At 29.1% G+C, this 1,051-nt stretch carries 1 protein-coding gene; it reads right to left on the minus strand.

What is annotated here, in order from left to right; genetic code table 11:
- Positions 1-140 precede the first annotated feature (140 nt).
- Positions 141-986, minus strand: coding sequence for a hypothetical protein (locus TD29_RS17725; protein WP_152611566.1), 846 nt, complete (start codon positions 984-986; stop codon positions 141-143).
- Positions 987-1,051 lie beyond the last annotated feature (65 nt).

The raw sequence follows: 1,051 nt of genomic DNA on the forward strand, positions 1-1,051 counted from the left end.
TTGTTTGTAACGTGTTTGTGTATGATTAGTTGCGTGGTTAAACACGGAAGTTAGCAAATAAAAACCGAATAGAAAATCCGCGAGGATTTTCGTAAGCAGGCTAGAACCTAGCAATTAATTATACACGGTGTTACCACCAGTTATTTTTCCGTTTCAATAGTTAAATATTGATAGAAGAATGATTTTTTTAAATATAAACTACAATCTTTTACATTTTCTAAGTCCGCAAAGTAGTTTATTTTGTATTTAATTTCGTTAAGTTCTATTTCAATAATCTTACTCTCTTTGTCAAGAGTTAAGTTTTCAATTCCGATGTCAATTTTAGACTTTAGTGATTTTAAATCTTCAAATTTTGAACAAATTGTTTCAGCTAATTCGTTCTCGTCATTACTTTGCGAAACTGTTGCCCAATTTGGATACATTGATTTATAATCATATTCAAATGCTCTCTCAATTAATTTTGAAATAGCCTTTTCTTTCTGCCCTAAGTCATTTAAAAATCTGTATTTCCAAAATGCTAAATCTACCTTTTGAAAAATAAATGAAGTTAAAGAAGTTGTCTCAAACGAAACTTCACTATCTGCTTTCTCTACATAATTTAACCCTTTTTCATATTCTCTATTTTTCCCATAATAACTTGCTAAGCGCATTGTTGCGTGATAACGATAATTCTTATAAGGTTTTCCAATTTCGTTGTTTAAATCTTTATCGTTTAAATCAGAATCAATTATTTTATGATAGTAATTCACAATATTTTTTTCGTCTTCTTTTTCTATGTAATAATATAATATATTCCCTAAAGTTGTTCCATAGGTTGAGGAAGGATTATCCGCTTTTTTCTCAATATTTTTCCAGATTTTCAGAGCTTTCTTTTCTTTCCCTTCTTGATATAATTCAATTCCTTTATCGATTTCTTCGTCCAATTTTTCTTGGCAAAAAGCTTGGTTTGAAAAAATGATTATTAATATTAGTAGAATGTTCTTCATAATTGGTGGTAACGTGTTTGTGTATGGTTAGTTGCGTGGTTTAGCCACTAAGTTAGCAAACTTTT

Source organism: Psychroserpens damuponensis (assembly GCF_000826655.1).
Lineage (GTDB): Bacteria > Bacteroidota > Bacteroidia > Flavobacteriales > Flavobacteriaceae > Psychroserpens > Psychroserpens damuponensis.